This window comes from uncultured Lamprocystis sp., from assembly GCF_903933125.1.
Lineage (GTDB): Bacteria > Pseudomonadota > Gammaproteobacteria > Chromatiales > Chromatiaceae > Thiodictyon.
In genome coordinates this window covers 1-20,354 of sequence record NZ_CAIZIZ010000587.1, presented here as the reverse complement: position 1 = coordinate 20,354, position 20,354 = coordinate 1, and the positions used below count along the sequence as shown (strand labels likewise).

The window sequence follows — 20,354 nt, the reverse complement described above, 5'->3', positions numbered from 1 at the left end:
CAACGAAGCGGTTTTGTTCGTGTTTAACTTGTTCATGACGCGTTACTAAACCGCGTCCAGGACGAGATGCGTAGTTTTGGGAAGCACCGGTCTCCAAGAAACTACGTTTCCCACTCTGGTCACGGTTTAACCCGACCTACGGATGTTGCGGTTATTTTTGAACCGTTACTTAACGGGCGTCGGCCCGGTCAGGCCGCGGACCCGGCCGCAGCGGGGTCGCGCAGTGGCGGCAAATATAGATCCCGCCCGCCAGCGCGCGATTGTGACGAATGCTGCTCAGCCGATGTTCCCGGCAGTCGCAGTGGTAGTCGAACTCGCGCAGGGTGCGTCCGCTGGTGGCGGACAGGTCGTAGCGATGGCAGCGTTCCGGCTTGACTCCGAAGTAGCGCATGATCGCTTGCCATTCCGGTCCGTGCGGCCGGATGCGCAGGCCGTGGCGGGCGAAAGCCGCCAGATGTGCCACCTCATGAGGAACCGTGTCGGCCAGGAATGACGCGCGGTTGGCGCGCAGCAGGACCGGGTTGAACCGGATGATGCAGGGGCCGCGGGGCGCCAGGCGGGCCTGGCCGGCGGCCCGTCCCCGCAGGTCGAAAAGAATCTGCGGCTCAGGAATCGCGACGCGCAGCCAGGATTCGGCCGCAGTCAGCAGGTGACGGGTACGCTCCCTGACGGTTTGCTGTAGCGCCTGTTCGTCCGCGGTGCCGTGGTGACTGGTGGTGGGCATGCGCCAATGGTCGCACCACCGCGCCGATTTCGGAAGTTCTCCAATACCGGATCAAGCGTCTTGCGCGCAGGACGCAGAAGACCTAAAATCCGAAGGCTAGAGTGCTTGACGGTTAAGCTTTCCGCGAACGGGCGTTGCCCCCGAATTTTCCGTCATGAACCCCGTCTTCCGGGGTTTTTTTGTACTTCGCGAGGTGGGTCGCCCCGTCCACGGTGGTCCGTGGGGCCGGTCGACATCAGAAGTGGGCCATTGGCCCATTTTTCATTTTTGGGACCCGTTTTTCTTCAAGGTTTTTTGTAATGCAGCCGGTTGACAGCACCCTGACGCAGTTGGCACTCCGCGTGGTGGAGTCCATGGGGTATGAACTGGTTGCCGTCGAGTTTTTTCAGCACGGCGGCGGGGCCGGGACGCTGCGGGTCTACATCGACCATGCACGGGGCGTCACCGTGGACGACTGTGCTGCCGTGAGCCACCAGTTGAGCGGCGTCCTTGACGTGGAGGACCCCTTGCCGGGTCATTACGACCTGGAGGTGTCCTCGCCCGGACTGGATCGGCCCCTGGTGTTTCCGGAGCACTTCACGCGCTTTGCCGGTCACTGGATCAAGGTCCGGCTGGCCGAGAAGATTGAAGGCCGGCGCAAGCTGGAAGGGGTGCTGCTTGGGTTGGGGGCCCTGGATGAGGCCGCGGGCACACCGCCCGTGATCATCCGGCTGGAGGCCGAGGGCCGGGTCTGGGAAATTCCGCTGGCAGTCCTGGAGTCCGCTCGTTTGGTACCTGATTTCGGAGACGCCGCGCACCGGTAACCATGGTCGCCGGTCGCACAGTGCTGAGTAAAAGAACGTATGAGTAAAGAGATCCTGCTGGTCGTTGAGGCCGTATCCAACGAAAAAGATGTGCCCGAGGATGTCATCTTCGAGGCCATTGAGGCGGCGCTCGCCTCGGCGACCCGCAAGAAGCACGGCGGCGAGATCGAGGCGCGGGTGGTCATCGACCGCAAGACCGGCGACTACCGGACCTTCCGTCGCTGGGAGGTGATCGAGGACCCGGTGGAGGGGGTGCTGGAGGCCCCGGAACGCCAGATCACCTTGTCCGCGGCCGAGATCCTGGAGCCCGGGCTCAAGGCCGGAGATTTCATGGAGGAAGAGATCGACTCGGAGCTGTTCGGGCGCATTGCCGCGCAGACGGCCAAGCAGGTCATCGTGCAGAAGGTGCGGGAAGCAGAGCGTACCAAGATCGTCGATGCCTACACGAGCCGCAAGGGCGAACTGGTGACCGGCATCGTGAAGAAGGCGGATCGGGGCACCATCCTGCTCGACCTGGGTAACAACGCCGAGGCACTGGTTCCCCGTGAGCACGTCATCCCCCGCGAATCGGTGCGCACCGGCGACCGTATGCGCGGCTATCTGTTCGACGTGCGCGCCGAGGCCAAGGGGCCACAATTGTTCGTCAGCCGCACCGCCCCGGAACTGCTCATCGAGTTGTTCAAGCTCGAGGTGCCGGAGGTTGGCGAGGGGCTGATCCAAATCCTGGGCGCTGCCCGCGATCCCGGCGCGCGCGCGAAGATCGCGGTGCGGACCAAGGATGCGCGGATCGACCCGGTAGGCGCCTGCGTCGGTATGCGCGGTTCGCGTGTGCAGGCGGTTTCCAACGAACTCAACGGCGAGCGTGTCGACATCATCCTCTACGACGATAATCCGGCTCAATACGTGATCAACGCCATGTCCCCGGCGGATGTGGTCTCCATCGTCATCGACGAGGAGTCGCGCAGCATGGACGTGGCGGTCAAGGAAGAGAACTTGTCCCAGGCCATCGGGCGCGGCGGGCAAAATGTGCGGCTCGCCAGCCAGCTCACCGGCTGGGAGCTCAACGTCATGAACGAAGATGAGGCCGCCGCCAAGAGCGAACAGGAGGCGCGCCGCTCGGTCCAGAGTTTCATGGATCAACTCGGCGTGGATGAGAACCTGGCGGCCATCCTGGTGGATGAGGGCTTTACCAGCGTTGATGAGGTGGCCTATGTGCCGCTTGCGGAGATGCAGGCGATCGACGATCTGGATGAGGACACCATCACGGAGTTGCGGCAACGCGCCAAGGATGCATTGCTCACCCGCGCCATCGCGTCCGAGGAGGTGTTGGGGACCGAGCCCGCGGCGGACCTGCTCGGCATGGACGGCGTCGACGAGGGCCTCGCCTTCGCGTTGGCGGCGCGCGGGGTGATCACCATGGAGGACCTCGCCGAACAGTCGGTCGATGAATTGATGGAAGTCGAGGGCATGGACGAAGAGCGGGCGGCGCGCTTGATCATGAAAGCACGTGAGCCCTGGTTTGCCGATACGGGTGAGGAATCCCGTCAGGAGGTTCGTTCATGAGTGAAGTCACAGTCAAACAACTCGCCTCTACGGTCGGCATCCCGGTCGAACGTCTTCTGACTCAGCTCAGCGAGGCCGGTATCCGTGCCAGCGGCGCCGAGTCCACCCTGACCGAGCAGGAAAAGCTGCAACTTTTGGGTTATCTGCGTCGCAGTCATGGCAAGGGCGGTGCCGAGGGTGGGGCTGACCCCAGTCAGGTGACGCTCAAACGTAAGTCGATGAGCGAGTTGCGCCAACCGGCGGTGACCCCGCGTGTCCCCGGTGGGGGTGCCGGTGGTGCCGGCGGCTCGCGGCCGACCCCGACCGTGCGTGCCAAGACGGTGAGCGTGGAGGTGCGTCGCAAGCGGACGTACGTCAAGCGTGGCGATGAGTCGACGCCGGCCGAGGTGCCTGAAGAGGCTCCGGTCGAGTTGGTGGTTGAGCTCGTGGCTGAGGAGACCGTGGCTGAGGCCGGTGCGGCGACAGTGGTCGAGCTGGTGGTCGAAGCCGAGGTCGAAGTCGCGGCCGAGGTCATCCCGGCCGTCGAGGCCCCGCTCGCCCCAACGGCTCCGCCCGCCCCGGCGGCGACGCCATCCCCACCTCCGGTTGCCGCCGCGCCGACCCGGCCGACACCGCCGCTGCGGCGGCCGGCCGATTCCCCGCGGCCGCCGCGCGATCGGCAGACGCTGCGCAGCATCCCTCATGACGGCGGTCGCCGCCGTACCGAGCTCGAAGCGTTGCGGGCGGAACAGGAAGCGCGGCGGTTGGCCGACCTGGAGGACCAGGAGCGGCGGGCACGGGAAGACGAGGAGCGCCGTCGCGAGGCTGATGAGGCGCGCCGGGCGGCCGAGGTCGAGGCGCGGCGTCTGGCTGAAGAAGAATCGCGGGCGGCGGCTGAACGTTCGGCGGTTGCCGCCGCGGCTGCCGCGGCTGAGGCTTCCGAGGAAGCCGTACCGGCGGTCGCGCCGCCGGTGGCCGGAGCGCGTCAGGAAGAAGAGCGGCCTGAGGCCGCGGTCGCGCGTCGCCGCCCCGAGGCGGCCAAACCAGCCAAGCGGCCGCCGGCGGCGGTCGCGGCCAAGAAGGCCCCCGAACTGTCGGAGAAGGAAAAATCGGTCAAGAAGGCCGGACGCAAGGATACGCTGCGGGCCCGTGATCAGGAGGCCCCGCGTGCCGAATACGAGGAAGTCGATGGCGAGGCCGGGGGCGGGCGTCCGCGTCGCAAGCGCAAAGGTGCCAAGCCTCAGCTTCAGGACAAGCATCTGTTCCAGCGGCCGACCGCGCCGGTGGTGCGCGAGGTGGAACTGCCTGAGACCATCTCAGTCGGTGAACTAGCCAACCGGATGTCGGTCAAGGTCGGCGACCTGATCAAAGAGCTCTTCAAACAGGGCATGATGGTCACGATCAATCAGGCCCTGGACCGTGACACGGCGACGCTGCTGGTCGAGGACATGGGTCATAAGGCGGTCATTGCCGACGAGCGTACCGCCGAGGATACCCTGATCGAAGAGGCCGATGAGCAGTCCGGTCAGGCCGAGGCCCAGCCGCGCGCGCCGGTCGTCACCATCATGGGTCACGTCGACCATGGCAAGACGTCGCTGCTGGACTATATCCGGCGGACTCGGGTTGCCTCCGGCGAGGCCGGTGGCATCACGCAGCACATCGGCGCCTACCATGTCGAGACCAGTCGCGGGGTCATCTCCTTCCTGGATACCCCTGGTCACGCCGCCTTCTCGGCGATGCGTGCCCGCGGCGCCAAGGTCACCGACATCGTGGTCCTGGTGGTCGCGGCGGATGATGGCGTGATGCCCCAGACCATTGAGGCGATTCACCATGCGCGCGCCTCCAAGGTGCCGATCGTGGTTGCCGTCAACAAGATGGACAAACCCGACGCCAACCCGGATCGGGTGATGCAGGAGCTCTCCCAGCACGATGTGCTGACCGAGGAATGGGGTGGCGACACCATGCTGGTCAAGGTCTCGGCCAAGACCGGCGTTGGGATCGACGATCTGCTGGACGCCATTCTGCTGCAGGCCGAGGTGCTGGAGCTCAAGGCGCCGGTGGATGGGCCGGCCCGCGGGACTATCGTGGAATCCAGTCTGGACAAGGGCCGCGGTCCGGTGGCCACCATTCTGGTGCAGTCCGGGACCCTGCGCCGCGGCGACATGATCGTCAGCGGCGGGGAGTTCGGCCGGGTGCGCGCCATGTTCGATGAGGCCGGAAACGCGATCGAGGCGGCTGGTCCGTCGATCCCGGTGCAGGTTCTGGGCCTCTCCGCCACCCCCAACGCAGGGGATGACGTGTTGGCCGTGGCTGACGAGCGCCGGGCCCGCGAAGTGGCTGAGCTGCGCTCCACGCGGGTACGTCGCTCCAAGCTGGACGAGAACCGCGGCGTAAGCCTGGATCAGATCTTCTCCCAGCTCAAGGACGGGGAGCTCAAGTCGGTCAACCTGATCGTCAAGGCGGATGTCCAAGGCAGTCTGGAAGCCCTGCGCGAGAGCCTGCTTAAGCTCACCAACGACGAGGTGAAGGTGATCCTGGTGGCCACCGGGGTAGGCGGCATCACCGAGTCCGACGCCAACCTGGCGGTGACCTCCAATGCCATCATCCTGGGCTTCAATGTCCGGGCCGACGCGGCGGCGCGCCGGGTGGTGGAGGAGAAGGGCATCGATCTGCGCTATTACAGCATCATCTACGAATTGATCGATGACGTGAAGAAGGCGATCTCCGGCCTGCTCAAGCCCATCGTGACCGAGGAGATTATCGGGATGGTCGAAGTGCGCGATGTCTTCCGTTCCTCCAAGTTCGGCGCCATCGCGGGCTGTATGGTGGTGGACGGGCTGATCAAGCGCAATAACCCCATTCGTGTCCTGCGCAACAACGTGGTGATCTACGAGGGGACGCTGGAGTCCCTGCGCCGCTTCAAGGACGACGTGGCCGAAGTCAGGGCCGGTACCGATTGCGGCATTGGGGTGAAGAACTACAACGATGTTCAGGTCGGTGACCACATCGAGGTGTTCGAGCGCACCGAGCGGGCACGGATCATATGAGCGTGGCGGCAGCAGGTCAGGCATGAAGGAATTCGATCGTACCGAGCGGATCGGTTCCGAACTCAAGCGCGAGCTCTATCAGGTGCTGCGCGATGAGGTTCGGGATCCGCGGTTGGGGAACATCACCGTGCAGGAGGTGCGGGTGGTCCGCGACCTGTCGCACGCCAAAGTCTTTTTCACCTGCTTTGGGGGGGAGGAAGATGCAGAAGAGCAGGCGCGGCTGCTGAACGGCCGCCTGTCCGGTTTCGTGCGTCATGCGCTGGCGCAACGGGTGCGGCTGCGGATCATGCCTCAACTCCATTTCGTCTATGACGCGTCCATTCTTGCCGGTGAACACTTGTCGCACCTGATCGATGTGGCGGTGCAGGGTACTGGTGCGCCGACCGACGAATCGCCCGACGAGACCGACGACGCGGCGGATGCGTCCTCACCCGCGTCGAGCGCCGAAGAACGGGAGCAACCACAATGATGCCAGGGAGACGCCGTAGTCCGGGGCGTAATGTCACCGGGATTCTGCTGTTGGATAAGCCCCTGGGGCTCACCTCCAATGACGCCTTGCAACGGATCAAACGCCTGTATCGTGCCGCCAAGGCCGGCCATACCGGCAGTCTGGACCCGCTCGCTACCGGTCTGCTGCCGGTGTGCCTGGGGGCCGCCACCAAGTTCTCCGCCTTCCTGCTGGACGCCGACAAGCGCTACCGGGTCAAGGTGCTGCTTGGGGTCACCACCACCACCGCCGATGCGGAAGGTGAGGTGGTCGAGACCAAGCCCGTGGTGGGTGTCGATGCTGCACGGGTGCGCGACGTGCTGACCGGCTTCCTGGGGCCGATCGACCAGTTGCCGCCCATGTATTCGGCGGTCAAGCATGCGGGCGAGCGACTCTACAAGCTGGCTCGCCAGGGACTGGAAGTCGAACGTACGCCGCGCCAGATCCAAATTTTCTCAATGGAACTGCTGAGTTGCGATCTGCCTGAGATCGAACTCGAAGTGCACTGTTCCAAGGGCACCTATGTCCGCACCCTGGCTGAAGACATCGGTCGGGAACTCGGCTGCGGGGGCCATGTGAGTCAGTTGCGCCGCACCGGGGTCGGTCCCTACCTGGACACCGTGGTGCCATTCGTCACCCTGGATCAGGTGCGTGACCTGGCGGACCAGGAGGGCGCGGCGCCGCAACTCGACGCGCTGCTGCTGCCGCTCGACTCCGCCCTGGGCCACTGGCCCGCGCTGCGCCTGTCGGCCGATGCCGCGTTCTATCTTCAGCAGGGTCAGGCGGTGCTGGTGCCGCGGGCACCGACCGAGGGGTTGGTGCGGCTGTACGATGTCTCCGAGCACTTTCTGGGTGTTGGCGAGATTCAGGATGACGGCAAGGTCCAGCCCAAGCGATTGGTCTGAGTGCAACTGCCCGCTGCCAGCCGCCGGTTCGACCTGATCATCCCTGGCGGCCGGCGGCCAAGGTTTTCTCCAAATGCCACATGGTTTGGAGCCGGTCCAGCGAGCCGGTAGAATTTCGTGCGCGATTAACCGGTCCGATCCCCTGATGTCATTGTCGGGGTGATCAGCGGCGGCAGGTGCCGTCGGTACAGGACTTTTCATGTCCCCATTATTCTAAGGAGACCCTCAATGACCATGAATGCCGCAGAGAAGAAAGAGATCGTCACCGCCTACGCCCGGGGGGAGAACGATACCGGTTCCCCCGAGGTGCAGGTGGCCCTGTTGACGGCACGCATCCAGCAATTGACCGGACACTTCAGCGTCCACAAGCACGACCACCACTCGCGTCGCGGCCTGGTGCGCATGGTCAATTCCCGACGCAAGCTGCTCGACTACCTGAAGGGCAAGGATCTCGATCGCTATCGCGAACTGATTGCGCGACTCGGCCTGCGTCGCTAGACGCTGCACCGGCGGACCCACGGCCACAGTCGTGAGTTCGTCCGCCCCGCGGCGGCCCGGTTGCCGGCCGCTGGGGCCAAACTCCCAGGCCTCGGGCACCTGCCCGCAGGCCACCCGCGGTCCCCTACGCACCTGGAGCCTGTGGCGCAGGCGACTCTTTGCAAACCCGAGGCCGAGACCAGAGGACTGACCCGTGATTCCCACTCCCATTCGTAAGCAGTTTCAATTCGGCGATCAGACCGTCACCCTGGAGACCGGCGAGATCGCCCGCCAGGCCGATGGCGCGGTGCTGGTCAATATGGGCGACACCGTGGTGCTGGTCACCGTGGTGGTGAGCAAAAAGCCCAGTCCGGAGCGCGATTTCCTGCCGCTGACCGTCGACTATCAGGAAAAGACCTATGCCGCCGGCCGCATCCCCGGCGGCTTCTTCCGTCGCGAGGGCCGTCCGAGCGAGGGCGAGATCCTGACCTCGCGGTTGATCGACCGGCCGATCCGGCCCCTGTTCGCCGACGGTTTCACCAACGAAGTCCAGATCATCGCCACGGTCAAATCGCTGAATCCGGCGGTGAACCCCGAGGTGCCGGCGCTGATCGGCACCTCTGCGGCCCTGGCCGTGGCCGGCGTGCCGTTCAACGGCCCCATCGGCGCCGCGCGGGTCGGCTACAAGAACGGCGAGTACATCCTGAACCCCGCCGTCATCGGCCTGGGTCCGGACAGCGATCTGGACCTGATCGTGGCCGGCACCGACAAGGCCGTGCTGATGGTCGAGTCCGAGGCGCGCGGCCTGTCCGAGGAGATCATGCTGGGCGCTGTCCTGTTCGGCCATGAGCAGATGCAGGTGGTCATCACCGCCATCCGCGAACTGGCGGCCCAGGTCCACAAGGCGCAGATCCCCTTCAAGCCCGTGCTGCCTGATCCGCAACTGGCCGAGGCGGTGGCCCACGCCGGCGCCGGCCAGATCGCTGAAGCCTATACCATCAAGGAGAAGATGGCCCGCTACGCTGTCCTGGACGAGATCCGGGCGGACATCCACGATCGGGTTACCGCGCTTGAGGGTTGCGCCTGGAACGCCCAGCAGATCCAGGGCACTATCGAGCGGCTCGAGAGCGAGATCGTGCGCGGTCACATCATTGAGGGTCGGCCGCGTATCGACGGGCGCGACACCAAGACGGTGCGTCCCATCACCATCCGCACCGGGGTCCTGCCGCGCACCCACGGCTCGGCGCTCTTCACCCGCGGCGAGACCCAGGCGCTGGTCATCACCACCCTGGGCACCGAGCGCGACAGCCAGATCATCGACGCACTGGACGGCGAGCGGCGCGAGCACTTCATGCTCCACTACAACTTCCCGCCCTTCTGCGTCGGCGAGATCGGCCGCGTCGGCAGCCCCAAGCGCCGCGAAATCGGTCACGGGCGGCTCGCCAAGCGCGGTGTGCTGGCCGTCATGCCCGGCATCGAAGCCTTCCCCTATTCGGTGCGCGTCGTCTCCGAGATCACCGAATCCAACGGCTCCAGCTCCATGGCCAGCGTCTGCGGCACCAGCCTGTCGCTGATGGATGCCGGTGTGCCGATCAAGGGCGCGGTGGCCGGTGTGGCCATGGGCCTGATCAAGGAAGGGGACAAGTTCGCCGTCCTCACCGACATCATGGGTGACGAAGACCATCTGGGCGACATGGACTTCAAGGTGGCCGGCACCGTCGAGGGCATCAATGCCCTGCAGATGGACATCAAGATCGAAGGGATCACCAAGGAGATCATGGAAGTCGCCCTGGCCCAGGCGAAGGTCGGGCGGCTGCACATCCTGGGCGAGATGAACAAGGTCATCGACGTGCACCGCGCCGAGATGTCCGAGCATGCGCCGCGCATCATCGAACTCAAGATCCACCCGGAGAAAATCCGCGACGTCATCGGCAAGGGCGGCTCGGTCATCCGCGCCATCACCGAAGAGACCGGCGCCACCATCGACATCACCGACGACGGCATCGTCAAGATCTTCTCGGTCGAGAAGGCCGCCGGTGAAGAAGCCAAGCGGCGCATCCGGCTCATCACCGCCGATGTCGAAGTGGGCAAGGTCTACGAGGGCAAGGTCGCCCGCATCATGGACTTCGGCGCTTTCGTCACCATCCTCCCCGGCCGTGACGGGCTGGTGCATATCTCCCAGATCTGCGAGGAGCGGGTGCAATCGGTCAGCGACAAGCTCAAGGAAGGCGATCAGGTCCGGGTCAAGGTCCTGGAAGTCGACAAGCAGGGGCGGATTCGGTTGAGCATGAAGGCGGTCGAGCTCGGCGAGTAATTCGCCAATCTCCTCGTGACACCGCTCCGGCGGTGTCACGCATCTGTTGGGCGCTCCGCGCTAGTGGGCAGCCAGTAACTCTCTGATTACAAGGCTCTGTTTTGTAACTCGCCTCGATAAGCTCCAGTTTGCTACCCTGCCAAGCGCATCGACCTCTTGCTCGACTTGCCGACAGTGCGCATCTACACACTGGGACTCTCAAACGGCGTGGTGGTCTTCGTGATACACACGCCACGCGCTGACAGCGACCACATTCTCCCGCGTAGTTCGTTCCCTATAGCCTGCGGACCTGATATCCAGACAGACCTTTGGTGTAGCGGCGGGCGAGTACCCGGAGTTGGAAGATGAAGATATCCGCCAAGCCTCGGAGTACGCTGCGGAAAGTTCACCAGGCCCGGGGCGAAGTCCCTGATTTTCTGAATCGCCCCTTTTCACAAAATTTCACGGGTGTAGTGCCGCTGAGCGATTTTTTTACGCTGTAAGCTAAAAATCTTAAAAGATAAGTAATCTGAGGTGTTAAGGTGTTTTCGGGGAAAAGATATACCAAGGTGTAGGGGCGACTTTAGTCGCCCCTACAGCCCCCTCTGCGGATCTTGCTGCACCCGCACAACACACGGGAGGTCGAGGTTTCAGCCGAACGCGGCGGCACCGCCCGCTAAAGCGTCGGCCTCCGGTTGCGTCGCCCCGGTCTTCGGCGTTTGAGCCCGCCCGGCATCGACCCCTACCAGTCCGTGAGCCCGGCCCCGGCGCCATCTTTGCCCCGCCTGCCGGGCTCGACCTGCGGCTTTGGCTGGGATCTGTTCGGCTGTCGGCACCTCTTGGAATACCCGCTGGTCAAGCTCCTCGATTATGCCGATCGCCTGGAAGATCTGGTGGCAGACCCCAATCCCTTTGCGCTGGTCACCGCCGCGCATCTGCTCACCCGTGCGACCCAAGGCGACACCGAGCGCAGATATGCGGCAAAATGGCGCCTCGCCCGGCTACTCTATGAACGGGATTGGGATCGTCAGCGGATCATCGATCTGTTCGCCGTCATCGACTGGATGATGCGGCTGCCTTCCGAGCTGGAAACCAAGCTCTGGCAAGAACTCACCACCTTGGAGTGCAACAAGCGTATGCCTTACGTCACCTCTGACGACGCCTCCACGCAAGACCCCGGCGACGCAGCCGACGATCGGCAGGACTGTCGCCAAGCACGCCACGCCGAAGCCTGTGCCTTGGTGAAGCGGCAAATCATGCGCAAACTTGGCCGCCTCCCCTACATGCTGGGAGATCACATCGACTTGCTGAACCTGGAGCAGGTCCGGGAGTTGTCCCTTGCCCTGTTGGGATTCAACTGCGTCGATGACCTCGGCAATTGGCTGATAGAGACGAAGCCTCCGAAAGAGCGCAAGCGTTACATCACAAACCCGGAGCGCATCGGCTACGAGAGAGGCTTCCGCGCAGCGCGCTTGACCCCTATGGTGCAAAGACTCTACAGGTGTCGTCTTGGGGTATTGCCGCCCGAGATCGAGGATCTTATCGCCACGCTTTCGCCGGAACATCTCGATGCCTTGGCCGAGGCCATTTGGGAGATCACCACGCTCGCGGAACTCGACAACTGGTTCCAGCAACATCCGCCCGACGCTTGGCGCCTTCCACTGCCGACGGCTTGCAACGAGGCCCAAGACACCGTCTCGACCTGATGCCCAACCTCACCGACCTCCCGTTGCAACTCTCCTACCGCACCGGTCGTGACGACCTGGTGTGCGGCTTCTTCGTCCCCTGTCTCGACGCCGCCGTCCTCTACCGCCGCGCCGCCGGTTATTTTACGAGCGCCGGCCTGGCGCTGGCCGCCCGCGGCGTCGCCAGCCTGGCGCTGCGGCGCGGGCGCATGCGACTCGTCGTCTCCCCGCATCTGGAACCCGACGACTGCGCCGCGCTGGAACGTGCCCAGGACCATCCCGCCGCCGTGCTGCGCACCATCGCCGCCCGCAGCCTGGCCGAGCTCGAAGACGCGCTCGTCAAAGATCGGCTCAATGCCCTGGCCTGGCTCGCCGCCGCCGGCCTGCTGGAAATCAAGCTCGCCCTGCGGGTGACGGCCCAGGGCAGCTACGCCCGCGGCCTGTTTCATGCCAAGACCGGCGTCTTCTCCGACGACAGCGGCCACCACGTCAGCTTCTCGGGCTCCGCCAACGAGACCGCCGGCGGTCTGGTCGAAAACTTCGAGCACCTGGACGTTTTCCGTTGGACGTGTTCGGTGGGAGCGGCCTCCGGCCGCGATGGGGCCTCGCGGGATCGTGACCATCGGCGTTCACCACAACACCGCGTCGCGGCCACAGGCCGCTTCCACAGGGTCGCTGTCTGACTTTCACGATAACCCGACCTAATCCGGCGCCCCTGGCAGGAGGATGCATCTGCGCATGGCGCCAAGGGCGACGGTCGCGGAATCGTCCCAGCGCGACGCCTATCCACTTGAACCGGGCAGTCCGCAACCGGCAACTGCAAGACCGCCGCGAGAAATTGCGCGCTTCGTCGCATCTCGGTAAACGAAACGGCAGACAGTCAGAGCCACATTGGAGATAATCACGCAAGGCAAGACGGTCCAATGGCGTCGCCCGCTGCACTGTCCCCGTCCCCGAGGTAAGGACCCTGAACCATGGCTAAGTTTCTAAACACCAGTGCAACCAACTATTTTCTGGAAGAGCTGATCAAGGCCACTCGGGAACGACTGATCATCATCAGTCCGTTCCTCAAGTTCAACGACCGCATCCGCGAACTGCTCCAGGACAAAGACCGCATGAAAATCGACGTGCGAATCGTCTACGGCAAGAGCGAACTGGCGCCTCACGAGATCAACTGGCTTCGATCCCTCCCCTTTGTTCGCACCAGCTTCTGCCAGAACCTGCACGCCAAGTGCTACCTGAACGAGCGCTCCGCCATCATCACCTCTATGAATCTCTACGACTTCAGCCAGGTGAACAACAATGAGATGGGCGTGTTCGTCGATCGGGAACAAGAGCCGGACCTGTACCGGGAGACCTACGAAGAGGCGCAGCGCCTGATCCGCGTCAGCGAAGAGGTCCGACTTGCGGCCGAGAAGGTGGATCCGCCGAAGGATGAGGTTCGCGAGTCGACGGCCGAGTCCGCCGATGAAAAAGATTTCGACAAGCTCACGACCTCCCGCCTCGCCAAGGCGCTTGGGATGCGGACCGGCGAACTGGGCGACAAGTTGCTGAGCGCGGGGCTGGTCGAGCGGGATGGGGAGCATTTGAAGCTCACCGCAAAGGGCAAGGCGGCGGGAGGAGAGTTTAGGGTGTCCGGGAAGTTTGGGCCGTATTTTCTGTGGCCGGCGGATGTCCGTCTTGGGTAGAAAGCGTAAGTGACTCTGCCCCCTGTCGCCTCTCATTAGCAGCTCAGAACGAGCGCGTTGTCGTGCAATTGCCGTTAGACTAGGAATCCGCCAGTGCCAATAACTGAGAGTTCTATTCTGCCGGACTTTCCGACGTTAGTCTGCGAAGCGATTCAGGGTTTCGCCAGCGATCTTGGGAACGCGCTTAGCCACATGCACGATACACTTGCGCGACTGCAGCGAGAGCTACCGGATCCTTTCGGCCTGCAAATGGATATACATACGCTCTTTGGTCCATATCTAGCCAGAAGCATTCTAGAGGTCACAGGTACCGCGCTCATTGCCCGGAGCGACCCTTTTCGAATACTGACGCTTCGGCAGGTACAGTCAAATGCGAACTATGCACCTGGCGCCAGGAATGCTTCTTCTATACAGTGGCTAGGTGATATATTGGCGGAAGGGAGTGCCAAGGCGCCTCTCTGGGCCACAGACAGGCGAGCTGACCAGATGACTAGATCTCTACTTGGTGACTACCAAGCAGCTGTTCTGTGGAATCCTGCCTTTACGAGATTCTTGGATGCGGTCGGTAATCGAGATAATAGTGGAACATGGACACGCGAACTTCAGCGACTTAGTCCAGAGACATTCGCCCCCTGGGCTCGTCACCAAGCATCGGATACCTACTCAAGAGCGTCGAAAGGTGTGCATCACGAGTTTGTTGTGACAATGGCATCTTATTATGACAGTGCAACTTTGATGGATCTTATAGAGAGTGCAGTGAAAGTCTCTTCGGTGCTCGCGGTCGTTTTTAATTTTGCGGAACAAGCTTTTCTTCCTTTGGCGCCAGATTTGGCACTCGATATCTTTGAAAGATTGCAACCATGAAAAACGCAAAAGCGCGAAAATCTATCGATCTTGATCTACACGAAGAAGCGTCGCTTATTCTTGCTGCTGAAGAATGTAGGGCCGATAAGTTTAGTGCTATTCATCGATTTTCAGCTCATGACGAGAGGGTTATTCGTAAGCTAATTGCCCATGGCCCGGTACTCTTGCAAGGCGGCCGCGGGAGTGGCAAGAGCGCCTTTATGATTGAAGCAAGCCATAGGTTGTCGCCTTACAATACAAACTCTGATGTCATCGGTCTATATATCAGTCTAAGATATGTTCCATTGCTGCGAGCGAGCGGTTCCGATTATGAAGAATATTTCTACGGATGGGTGAGCAGAAGAATTCAATCTATTCTGAGTGTTGCTGATTACGCTTTTTCAGAGACTAAGTACATCAATATATTCGCTATGAGCGCTTAATTATTTATCTTTCTTTTAAATCAATGCTTTGCAATTATTGGCGCCTACAAATATTTCACTTGAAGTACTTACCGATTTTCGAGAACTGAAAGCCGGATTGTCGAGGATAAGTACATCAATATATTCGCTATGAGCGCTTAATTATTTATCTTTCTTTTAAATCAATGCTTTGCAATTATTGGCGCCTACAAATATTTCACTTGAAGTACTTAAGCGTCCAGACAGGTAAACGTATTGTCCTTTTCTTTGACGATGCTGCGCATATTGGTCGTGAAACATCGTTGAGCACTTTCTTCGATATCTTCAGAACACTTTCCAGTGACACCATATCCTGCAAGGCAGCAATCTACCCAGGCGTGACAGAGTTTGGAGTAAGGTTTGATGTATTTAACGATGCAACAGTGGTTGACATCGTCAGAACTCCGGAGCAGTCTGGCTTTCGAGAGCTTTTTTCTGAGATTCTGCATATTCGTTATCCACAGTTTACCTCTGATCGCATCTCGGGGTTTAGCTTAGATGAGTTTGCTGTTTTCGTGGCTAATGCTGTACTGGGAAATATGCGCGGCTTTGTTTTTTTATGCAATGCCATAAGTGAGTATAATGATAGTGGCACCAAGATTGGTTTGCCCGCACTCGGAACTACGCTTCTCCGACTAGCGGCTGATTATTATTGGCCACTGCTGGAAGAAGTCAAACCAAAACTGGGGAAATACACCCCTGCCGTTGAAACCGCTCGAGAAATTGCAGAGGTTCTTTTCCGCGAGTGCGCTACCGTTGAGGAATGCTCATCCGTTTTGGTCCATCGAAAAATTGTTGCTCGTTACTCTAGGCCATTCGAGATCCTTGAGTATGTTGGCTTTATCGCTCGAAGAGAAGCGTCGCGCGCTATGCGATCAGGTGGACGCGGCACTAGGTACGCTGTCAATCTTTGTAATCTTTTGGAAGTGACGACGGGCGCCCGGCTTACAAAAGCAATCTTTGAAAAGTGGAGTAATAATGATTTCACGTTTGCTGAACTGCATGAGAAGGGTGAGCAGTTTAAGAATATTGCTGTGCCAATCCCAATTGAGGGAGCGGAATTAGGGATCTTGTCTGAGCCAATAGATATACTGAAGAAGTCGAAGGCTTATCCCTATGGGCTAACTGAGCTAAAGATCGATAGACTAAAAGCTGTCGGGATTGAGTGCGTCGGGGATCTAGCTGACGCGTCGGATGAAGAATTACTGAGTATTGAAAGCGTCGGAGAGGTTTTTGTTGATCGCTTTCGGTCTGCGGTCGCTCAGGCCATTTGGATGTAGCCGGTTTTTTATATCGTCTTGTTGGCCAAACGCTGCCTTCCTCGGTCTCTACGAGATATCTTCAGGCGTCAGCACAGCCCTGAGCCGTGCCAACGTCCGCATCCCCTCATCAGCCTCGTAATCCGGATAATCGGGATTCGTGGCTTTGAGGATGTAACGCCCCTCCGGGCTCTTGTGGACGACGCGCAGCAGATACTGATCCTCGCCGTCCACGCCTTGACGCTCAATGACCATGATACTGCCGGTAATCGAACCGGCCTTGGCGGGGTCGATCAACTCCAGCAGCAGATAATCCCCGTCCTGCACCGGCTGCTTGCCGCCGTTCATTGAGTTGCCGACCGCACGGGCGACGAAATGACGGGCGGGGTCGAGGCGGCCGAAGCCTGGACCTATTCGGCAGGATGCATCGGCGTCGGTCCGGCCGCTGCGGAAGTGGCCGCAGGCAATTCGGAGATCCGGGAAATACGGGATCTCAGCGAAGGCTGCCGGTTCAGCAGTGCGCTTGCGGAAGGGGAGGATCGCGGCGGAATGCGCGACGGGCTCTGCTGTGGTCGCTGGCTCCGGCGTTGTGAGTCGGGGCTCATAGGCGGCCAGCCGATAATCGACCAACTCCTGCACCATGCGCTGAAAAGCATCGTGCTCATCATCGGTTACATGGAAGGTTGGCTGGAAGCGGCCGTCGCGGACCTCGAACCAGCGTTTGGCCGCTGCACCTTGGTTGCCCCCGGTCCAGGCATTGATGGGATTGCCCTTCCAATAAGCGAGCCATTTGCCGGGCGCGATGGTATCCAGGTCTCGCAGATCGTCGCGAATGTCCGCGATGAATCGGCGGCGGCGCCGGAAGACTTCCAGCGCTTTGGCGGCCAAGTCTTCGATCCGCGGCGGGTGTCGGAAGCCGTCGAGTTCGAGCAGCGATTCCAACAGGACGGCCTTGAAGGACTTGGTCATTGCTGTGGTTTCCACCTCGCGCAGAAAGTCCGCGTGGCGTGTCAGGCAATCGGTCTCGGCGGCTGTCAGATCCGCCTGGCTGTCGACGAGCGCCCACCAGTGCCGATGGCGGCGACGCAGATCCGGTAAGTTCGACCCGCTGCGATAGAACTCGGTCAGTGTCGGGCGGCGGCCCAATGAGTCTTTGAGCGCCTGATAGTCGGTATCCGGCCCCCGACCCTGGAGCCGGATCAGGAAGTCGATGATTGCCAGATCATAGTTGGCGTAGCAGCCCGGCGGGAGCTTGAGTTGACCGTCGCGCGCCTGGCGTGCAAAGGCGGCCAGGTCACGGTAGCGCGAGCCGACGTCGAAGAGTGCCTGGGGCTTATTGAGAAAGCCCTGATGGTTACCGATGAAGTCCAGCACCACCAGGCGCTCCTTGCCCGCGTGGCGGCGCAGGCCGCGGCCGAGTTGCTGGAGGAAAAGAATCTTGGACTCGGTGGGCCGCAGCATCATGACGGTATCGATGGCCGGCAGGTTCACCCCTTCGGTGAACAGGTCCACCGAGAAGATGACTTGCAGGTCACCGCGTTCCAGGAGTTCCAGCGCGGCGCTGCGGTCGAGTGCCGAGCCCCGATAGACCGCTGCGGCGCGGATGCCTTCGCGGCCGAAGCGCTCGGCCATGAAGTCGGCGTGTGCGGTGGAGACGCAAAAAGCGAGGGTGCGTTCCTGTGCCTTGTCCCGCCAGTGCTTCAGGGCGTGGCGGGCGCGGCCCAGGGTGGCGAGTTTGTTCGAGAGGGTGGTCGGGTCGAAGCGACCGTTGCGCCAGGGGATCTCCTGGTAGTCCACCGTCTCGTCATGGATGCCGAAGTAATGGAATGGGCAGAGCAGGCCCAGTTCGATTCCATCGAACAGAGGGCGGGTATAGACCAGGTTGTCATCGCAGAGGCTCAGGATGTCGGACTGATCGGTGCGCTCCGGGGTGGCGGTCAGGCCGAGCAGAAACCGCGGCTGGAAGTGCTGCAAGAGGCGCCGGTAAATGGGTGCGGCGGCGTGATGGAATTCATCGACCACGACATAATCGAACTGTCCGGCGTCGAAGAGCCGCAGGTGCGACGCCTGTCCCAAGGTCTGAATGGAGGCGAACAGCAGGTCCACGTCCGCGTCCTTGCGGGCGCCCGTATAGCGTCCGACCCGGGCGCGGGGGCGGACGCGCAGAAAGCTGGCCTCGGCCTGGAGCAGGATCTCTTCGCGATGGGCGACGAACAGGACCCGCCCGGCCTGCATCTGTTCGCTGTCGAAGGCGGCGAGGAAGGTCTTGCCCAGCCCGGTCGCCATGACCACCAGGCCGCGGCGGAATCCGGCTGCCCGTGAGTCGGCCAGGGCGGTCAGGGCCTCCCGCTGCACCTGCGTGGGCCAGGGTGCGGCGTCCTCCGGGTCATCGCTGCCGGGCGCGATCGGCAGTCGCTGCACCTTGCGGCGTTGTTCGTAGGCTTCGATCCAGTCGTGGTCCAGCGGGTGGACGGACGGGTGATCGAACAAGGTCTGAAAAGCGTCGCGGATCTCGCGGAAACGGCTGTCGGCCGGGTCGGCGGGATCGGTCGTCCGGTCGATCCGGTAGTTCCACTCCAGCCCGTCGGTGAGGGTGGTGCGGCTGATATTGCTGGAGCCGACGAAGGCCGCACCCCAGACCTCGCGTACCCCATCGCCATGGACACAGATGTAGGCCTTGAGGTGAAAGCTCTGATCATCCGACTGAAAGATTCGCGCGTCGGCGCCGCGCTCCGCGAGCAGCATCAGGCGACGCAGCGCCTGGGGGTCGGTGACATCCAGATAGTCGCTGGTGAGGACACGCAGGCGGGCGCCGCGGGTCTCGACCGCATCGGTCAGCGCATTGAAGAGCAGGGCCAGACCGCTGGACTTGATGAAGGCGACCGCCAGGTCGATCTGATTGGCGCAGCGGATGGCGGCCAGCAGTCGGGGCAGAAAGGGATCGCGGACGCCGCCGGTGGTCAGATGTTGGACCATGCATCCGCCGTCGTGGTCAACAGGGCGTTGAACCAGCGCTCCGATTCGCGGCCGGGACGGCGGTCGCCGGTCGTCCAGGTGTCCAGTCCGGTCAGACCCTGGACCTGGCTGAGCAGGGTCGCCAGGCCTGCTTCATCGAGGTCGGTGAAGCGGCGGCCATGGTACTCACGTTCGCCGCTGCCGAACTTGAATGAGGCATAGAGGACGCCGCCGGGCCGCAGCGCCCTTGCCAGTCGGCTCAGGACATCCGGCAACTCGGTCGCGGGCACATGCAGCAGGCTGGCACAGGCCCAGATGCCGTCGAAGGCCTGAGTCCATTCCAGGTCCTGAAAGCGCAGGACCTGGACCGGCTGGCCGACATGGGCGGCGGCCAGCGCGGCCAGTTCGGCCGAGGCATCGAAGGCGGTGACTGTATAGCCGCGATCGAGAAAGGCCCGCGTGTCGCGGCCGGAGCCGCAGCCGGCGTCCAGGATCTTCTGCCCGCCGACGGGAATGAGCGGCAGAAAACGGGCATAGAGCGGCGCCATGTCTACCCCGAGGGTGTCTGCGAAGAAGGCGGCGGCGTTGGCTCGGTAGTAGGCGGTTGTGTCATCGTCCATGGAGGGCTCGGGGTTTGGTCTCTGGTCTTGCGGTTGGTTGGCGGCTATTCTTATCGGTATCCGGCGGGTCTTGCTTGATCGTATGGCGGGCTTGGTCTATTCATCGTTCTCAAGATCGAATCGTCGAGGTGCGTCGTGGCATCACCACACATCCTCTTCGTCCGGATCATCATAGCGCGCCAGGGTTGCCAGGCATTCGGGCAGGCCATCCATGACCGTTAGCCGGAGCAGGGCCGCGCAGACGCGATTTCGACCGGCTAAGGTGATTTCCGAGCGTTCTTATACCAGGCAGGCCGGTATGATCAAGATATCCGCTGAGGCTCGGAAATCCCCTAATGCCCCGTACGCTTAAGCCACGCTTTGACCTGTTCGGGGTCCAACCCGCGTAAGCGCTCCTCAGGGTCCAACCCGCGTAAACGCTCCGCAGGGTCTAACCTGCGCAAGATCTCCTCAGTGTCCAGCCCACGCAAACGCTCCTCAGCGTCCAACCCACGCAAACGGTCCGCAACATCCATCCGTTCCAGCAGCGCTTGGCGATCTTCCGGGCTGAGTGCGTGAAAATCGT

General features: G+C 62.0%; 16 protein-coding genes and 1 pseudogene. 13 read left to right on the top strand and 4 right to left on the bottom strand.

Annotation, left to right across the window (positions count from 1 at the left end; genetic code table 11):
* Positions 1-169 precede the first annotated feature (169 nt).
* Positions 170-724 carry a SprT-like domain-containing protein gene (locus QZY03_RS31760; protein ID WP_295588471.1) on the bottom strand — a complete coding sequence of 185 codons (555 nt, stop codon included), beginning with the start codon at positions 722-724 and terminating at the stop codon, positions 170-172.
* Between the two features lie 299 nt (positions 725-1,023).
* On the opposite strand from QZY03_RS31760, the gene rimP reads away from it, so the two are divergent.
* The 13 genes from rimP (at position 1,024) to QZY03_RS31695 (ending at position 16,235) form a co-directional block, all read left to right on the top strand.
* Positions 1,024-1,527: a ribosome maturation factor RimP gene (gene rimP, locus QZY03_RS31755; protein WP_295588468.1), complete on the top strand. Its 504-nt coding sequence runs from the start codon at positions 1,024-1,026 to the stop codon at positions 1,525-1,527.
* Positions 1,528-1,566: 39 nt separating this feature from the next.
* A complete protein-coding gene (gene nusA / locus QZY03_RS31750) occupies positions 1,567-3,090 on the top strand; it encodes a transcription termination factor NusA (protein WP_295588466.1) in 1,524 nt (507 codons plus the stop codon).
* Positions 3,087-6,116 carry a translation initiation factor IF-2 gene (infB, locus tag QZY03_RS31745; protein WP_295588463.1) on the top strand — a complete coding sequence of 1,010 codons (3,030 nt, stop codon included), beginning with the start codon at positions 3,087-3,089 and terminating at the stop codon, positions 6,114-6,116. The genes nusA and infB overlap by 4 nt, the downstream gene beginning before the upstream one ends.
* Before the next feature lie 22 nt (positions 6,117-6,138).
* On the top strand, positions 6,139-6,585 hold the full coding sequence (gene rbfA / locus QZY03_RS31740) for a 30S ribosome-binding factor RbfA (RefSeq protein WP_295588461.1): 447 nt from the start codon (positions 6,139-6,141) through the stop codon (positions 6,583-6,585).
* The gene (gene truB, locus QZY03_RS31735; protein WP_295588473.1) at positions 6,585-7,508 is read left to right on the top strand and encodes a tRNA pseudouridine(55) synthase TruB; all 924 of its coding nucleotides are present in this window, start codon (positions 6,585-6,587) and stop codon (positions 7,506-7,508) included. The genes rbfA and truB overlap by 1 nt, the downstream gene beginning before the upstream one ends.
* Positions 7,509-7,736: 228 nt before the next feature.
* Positions 7,737-8,006 (top strand): 30S ribosomal protein S15, encoded by a 270-nt coding sequence (rpsO, locus tag QZY03_RS31730; RefSeq protein WP_295588459.1) that lies wholly within the window; start codon positions 7,737-7,739, stop codon positions 8,004-8,006.
* Between the two features lie 193 nt (positions 8,007-8,199).
* Positions 8,200-10,299, top strand: coding sequence for a polyribonucleotide nucleotidyltransferase (pnp, locus tag QZY03_RS31725; protein ID WP_295588428.1), 2,100 nt, complete (start codon positions 8,200-8,202; stop codon positions 10,297-10,299).
* A gap of 818 nt (positions 10,300-11,117) precedes the next feature.
* Entirely contained in the window at positions 11,118-11,984 is an 867-nt protein-coding gene (locus tag QZY03_RS31720; RefSeq protein ID WP_295588425.1) for a DUF4351 domain-containing protein, read from the top strand.
* On the top strand, positions 11,984-12,646 hold the full coding sequence (locus tag QZY03_RS31715; protein ID WP_295588422.1) for a phospholipase D-like domain-containing protein: 663 nt from the start codon (positions 11,984-11,986) through the stop codon (positions 12,644-12,646). Before QZY03_RS31720 ends, QZY03_RS31715 begins: the two co-directional genes overlap by 1 nt.
* 291 nt (positions 12,647-12,937) lie before the next feature.
* Positions 12,938-13,651 (top strand): phospholipase D family protein, encoded by a 714-nt coding sequence (locus QZY03_RS31710; RefSeq protein WP_295588419.1) that lies wholly within the window; start codon positions 12,938-12,940, stop codon positions 13,649-13,651.
* 93 nt (positions 13,652-13,744) lie between these two features.
* Positions 13,745-14,515 carry a hypothetical protein gene (locus QZY03_RS31705; protein WP_295588416.1) on the top strand — a complete coding sequence of 257 codons (771 nt, stop codon included), beginning with the start codon at positions 13,745-13,747 and terminating at the stop codon, positions 14,513-14,515.
* Positions 14,512-14,937, top strand: a complete 426-nt coding sequence (locus QZY03_RS31700) for a hypothetical protein (protein WP_295588413.1) — start codon at positions 14,512-14,514, stop codon at positions 14,935-14,937. Before QZY03_RS31705 ends, QZY03_RS31700 begins: the two co-directional genes overlap by 4 nt.
* 200 nt (positions 14,938-15,137) lie before the next feature.
* Positions 15,138-16,235 carry a hypothetical protein gene (locus tag QZY03_RS31695; RefSeq protein WP_295588411.1) on the top strand — a complete coding sequence of 366 codons (1,098 nt, stop codon included), beginning with the start codon at positions 15,138-15,140 and terminating at the stop codon, positions 16,233-16,235.
* 48 nt (positions 16,236-16,283) lie between these two features.
* On the opposite strand, the gene QZY03_RS31690 is transcribed toward QZY03_RS31695, so the two are convergent.
* From QZY03_RS31690 to QZY03_RS31680, 3 genes and pseudogenes are all read right to left on the bottom strand, one after another.
* Positions 16,284-19,190: a DEAD/DEAH box helicase family protein gene (locus tag QZY03_RS31690; RefSeq protein ID WP_295588408.1), complete on the bottom strand. Its 2,907-nt coding sequence runs from the start codon at positions 19,188-19,190 to the stop codon at positions 16,284-16,286.
* Entirely contained in the window at positions 19,175-19,789 is a 615-nt protein-coding gene (locus QZY03_RS31685) for a bifunctional 2-polyprenyl-6-hydroxyphenol methylase/3-demethylubiquinol 3-O-methyltransferase UbiG (RefSeq protein WP_295588405.1), read from the bottom strand. Before QZY03_RS31685 ends, QZY03_RS31690 begins: the two co-directional genes overlap by 16 nt.
* 332 nt (positions 19,790-20,121) lie before the next feature.
* Positions 20,122-20,354 (bottom strand): annotated as a pseudogene (locus tag QZY03_RS31680) (hypothetical protein); the annotation flags it as partial.

What these genes read in the sequence shown, in the direction of transcription:
- QZY03_RS31715 (WP_295588422.1), top strand. Translation starts at nt 11,984, where the DNA reads ATGCCCAACCTCACCGACCTCCCGTTGCAACTCTCCTACCGCACCGGT.
- infB (WP_295588463.1), top strand. Translation starts at nt 3,087, where the DNA reads ATGAGTGAAGTCACAGTCAAACAACTCGCCTCTACGGTCGGCATCCCG.
- nusA (WP_295588466.1), top strand. Translation starts at nt 1,567, where the DNA reads ATGAGTAAAGAGATCCTGCTGGTCGTTGAGGCCGTATCCAACGAAAAA.
- rbfA (WP_295588461.1), top strand. Translation starts at nt 6,139, where the DNA reads ATGAAGGAATTCGATCGTACCGAGCGGATCGGTTCCGAACTCAAGCGC.
- rpsO (WP_295588459.1), top strand. Translation starts at nt 7,737, where the DNA reads ATGACCATGAATGCCGCAGAGAAGAAAGAGATCGTCACCGCCTACGCC.
- QZY03_RS31700 (WP_295588413.1), top strand. Translation starts at nt 14,512, where the DNA reads ATGAAAAACGCAAAAGCGCGAAAATCTATCGATCTTGATCTACACGAA.
- truB (WP_295588473.1), top strand. Translation starts at nt 6,585, where the DNA reads ATGCCAGGGAGACGCCGTAGTCCGGGGCGTAATGTCACCGGGATTCTG.
- rimP (WP_295588468.1), top strand. Translation starts at nt 1,024, where the DNA reads ATGCAGCCGGTTGACAGCACCCTGACGCAGTTGGCACTCCGCGTGGTG.
- QZY03_RS31710 (WP_295588419.1), top strand. Translation starts at nt 12,938, where the DNA reads ATGGCTAAGTTTCTAAACACCAGTGCAACCAACTATTTTCTGGAAGAG.
- QZY03_RS31760 (WP_295588471.1), bottom strand. Translation starts at nt 724, where the DNA reads ATGCCCACCACCAGTCACCACGGCACCGCGGACGAACAGGCGCTACAG.
- QZY03_RS31690 (WP_295588408.1), bottom strand. Translation starts at nt 19,190, where the DNA reads ATGGTCCAACATCTGACCACCGGCGGCGTCCGCGATCCCTTTCTGCCC.
- QZY03_RS31685 (WP_295588405.1), bottom strand. Translation starts at nt 19,789, where the DNA reads ATGGACGATGACACAACCGCCTACTACCGAGCCAACGCCGCCGCCTTC.